Origin of the sequence: Microbacterium sp. H6, assembly GCF_003314775.1 — a bacterium.
GTDB lineage: Bacteria > Actinomycetota > Actinomycetes > Actinomycetales > Microbacteriaceae > Microbacterium > Microbacterium oxydans.
The window spans coordinates 468-3365 of record NZ_QOAY01000078.1 but is presented as its reverse complement, the minus strand read 5'-3'; the positions used below and the strand labels follow the sequence as shown (position 1 = coordinate 3365).

The 2898-nt window shown below is 68.3% G+C and carries 4 protein-coding genes; 1 reads left to right on the top strand and 3 read right to left on the bottom strand.

All coding sequences use genetic code 11. From position 1 onward, the window contains the following. Positions 1-108 precede the first annotated feature (108 nt). Together DSP71_RS05740 and DSP71_RS05735 are read right to left on the bottom strand one after the other, a co-directional pair. Positions 109-1104, bottom strand: a complete 996-nt coding sequence (locus DSP71_RS05740; RefSeq protein ID WP_113680602.1) for an NADP-dependent oxidoreductase — start codon at positions 1102-1104, stop codon at positions 109-111. Positions 1105-1137: 33 nt separating this feature from the next. After that, the gene (locus tag DSP71_RS05735) at positions 1138-1848 is read right to left on the bottom strand and encodes an SDR family oxidoreductase (protein ID WP_113680601.1); all 711 of its coding nucleotides are present in this window, start codon (positions 1846-1848) and stop codon (positions 1138-1140) included. Positions 1849-1950: 102 nt separating this feature from the next. Here DSP71_RS05735 and DSP71_RS05730 point away from each other — a divergent pair, with 102 nt between their 5' ends. Continuing rightward, a complete protein-coding gene (locus tag DSP71_RS05730; RefSeq protein ID WP_113680600.1) occupies positions 1951-2556 on the top strand; it encodes a TetR/AcrR family transcriptional regulator in 606 nt (201 codons plus the stop codon). 21 nt (positions 2557-2577) lie between these two features. On the opposite strand, the gene DSP71_RS05725 is transcribed toward DSP71_RS05730, so the two are convergent. Then, positions 2578-2898, bottom strand: a 321-nt coding sequence (locus DSP71_RS05725) for a hypothetical protein (protein ID WP_181800675.1), incomplete at its 5' end; no start/stop codon positions are given.

The window sequence follows — 2898 nt, the reverse complement described above, 5'->3', positions numbered from 1 at the left end:
AAAACCCAGACGCGGCAGCGCACCGTCGGCGTGTCCGCCCTCGACGCGCCGCCCTCGACGCGCCGCGCACGGCGCGATGCGTCTGGCTTCCGGCACCCGCCCCGTGACTCAGCTGTTCGTCATCACGAGCTTGCCGCGGCTCCCCCCGGCGGCAAGATCGGCGAGTGCTTCCGGCACACGCTCGAACGGGTACGTCTTCGCGACGACGGGCCGGATCACCCCACTGTCGACGAGAGCCGAGATCTCGCGGAGCTGATCGCCATCCGCCCGCATGAAGAGGAACTCGTAGCGGACCCCGAGCTTCTTCGCCTGGCGACGGATCTTCCGGCTCAGCCCTGCCACGGCCAGTCGCACGAAGGCGTTCAGCCCCCGCGCGCGGGCGAATGCGGGGTCGGGCGGTCCCGAGATGCCGACGACCAGTCCGCCCGGCTTCAGCACCCGCAGCGACTTCTCGAGATTCTCGCCGCCGAGGCTGTCCAACACGAAGTCGTAGCCGGACAGCTCCTCGGCGAAGTCCTGCCGACGGTAGTCGACCACGATGTCGGCGCCGAGCTCACGGACGAAGTCGGCGTTCACCGCACTGGCCGTCGTGGCGACCGTGGCTCCGAGGTGGGCGGCGAGCTGGACGGCGATGGATCCGACACCGCCGGCACCCGCGTGGATGAGCACTTTCTGTCCTGCCCGGACTTTGCCGCGCTCGACCAGGGCCTGCCAGGCCGTGAGAGCCACCAACGGGAGGGACCCGGCCTCCGCCATCGTGAGCCCGGCCGGCATGAGGGCGAGATCCTTCTCGGCGACGGCGATCCGCTCGGCGAACGTCCCGATACGTGCCCCGTCTGCGGTCGCGTACACACGGTCGCCGGGTCGGAATCCGTCGACGAGTGCGCCGACACGGATCACCGTCCCCGCCAGGTCGTTGCCGAGCACGAGCGGCAGCTCATAGGGCAGGATCTGTGCGAACTCGCCCCGCCGGATCTTCTCGTCGAGCTGGTTGAGACCGGCAGCCTCCACACGAACCAGGACGTCTCGGTCACCCACGACCGGTTCGACGACATCCCGCTCTTCGAGTGGCCGCTTGTACTTCGGGACGACGAATGCGCGCATGATGTTCGACTCCTCCGACGATCTCGCGGCGACTCAGGCGCTCGCCTGCAGCTGGGGGTAGACGGCTTCCAGCGGAGCACTGAGCGCCGCCTTGAGCTGCACCGAGGTCTGATCGGCAAGCACCTCGTACTCCCCGCGTTCCGTCGCGTCGAACACGGTGGCCACGAGGTCGGCGGGATCGGTCTTCGGGTCCGAGACGTGCTCGGCCATCGAGGTGTCGACATAGCCGACGTGCACGCCCACGACGTGCACTCCAGCCGGAGCGAGTTCCAGGCGGAGCGAGTTCGTCGCCGACCACAGCGCCGCCTTCGTCGCGCTGTAGATACCGGCCACCGCGAACCAGGAGAGAGCGGAGTGGATATCGATGATCGCGGCACCGGGCCGCCCGGTGAGCAGCGGGGCGTAGGCGCGCGCGAGGAAGAGCGGGCCGAGGAAGTTGGTTTCAACGTTCCGGCGGATGTCGTCGTCGGAGTGTGTGAGGATTCCCGCGGTGGGTGCCGAGGCACCGGCGTTGTTGATGAGCACCGTCACATCCGGCGCGGCCTCGACCGCGTGACGGATGGACTCGGCATCCGTCACGTCGAGCGCGAGCGGGACGACGCGCTCGTCATCCCAGCTGCGTGGCACGCGGGCGCTGGCATACACCTTGGCGGCTCCGCGGGCGAGCGCCTGATGGACGAACTGCGTGCCGATGCCTCCGTTCGCTCCGGTGACGAGGACGACGGCTCCGTGGAGTGAAGGCATGGAATGCTCTCTTCTTTGCGACAATAGGCGATATCTGAGTGTGCACGTTAGCGACTTAACTCATAACTGAGCGTAGTCAGTTTCTATTCCTGAAAGAAGAGCATGACCACCTCCGCATCGAACGTCCTCGGGCGTCGCGAGCGCAACAAGCAGCAGAAGCTCGAGCGGATCACGGCGGCAGCGGCCGAGCTGTTCGCCGAGCACGGCATCGACGACGTCACCACCCAGCAGATCGCCGAGCGGGCCGACGTCGGCACCGGCACACTGTTCCTCTATGCGAAGACCAAGGGCGAGCTGCTGCTCCTCGTGCAGAACGCGCACTACGCGGTCGCCCTCGAGAAGGGCGTGGCGGCCGCCGAGGCGACTCCCGATATCGCCGAGGCGATCCTCGCTCTCCTGCGACCGATCATCGAGTGCAATCGCGTCCAGGTCGAGAACGGACGCACCTACCTTCGCGAGATGCTGTTCGCCGACACGTCGGATCCGCACCACGCCGAAGCACTCCGCATCGTCGGGGAGACAGAGACCGCCGTGGCCCGGATTCTTCAGCGCGATGAGAAGACAGGCGTCGAACGGGCCACCGCCCTCGCCCGGATCGTCTCCTCGATCATGTTCCTCACCCTCACGCCGAGCACGAACGTCGAACTGAGCGTCGACGAGCTCGTCGAGGAGGTCGGTGCCCAGCTCGGCAACCTCCTCGGAGGCTGACCGAGCGAACGCCCCGAAGACTCAGCGCCGGAGGGAGTCGTCGAACGGGTTCGGCTCGAGCGTGTAGTCGGTCGAGGCGTCCGACCAGGTCCCGCCATCCGCGGGTGTCCTGCGCCGTCGAAGCACACCGAGCGCTCGCGTCGCCGGGGCGCCCACCGCGAGCGCCACCGAGCCCCGCACCGTGCGATCTTCGACCCCGAGCACGCTCGCCCGGTGCCAGGCCTCGTGCAGGGAACCGCCTCGGGCCGCAGGCACCCGCCGTGAGGGCAGGGCCCCGGAGCGTCGCAGCGCCACGAGCTGCTCGACCCGCTCCCACCACGTCGACTCGCCGTCGGGATGGAA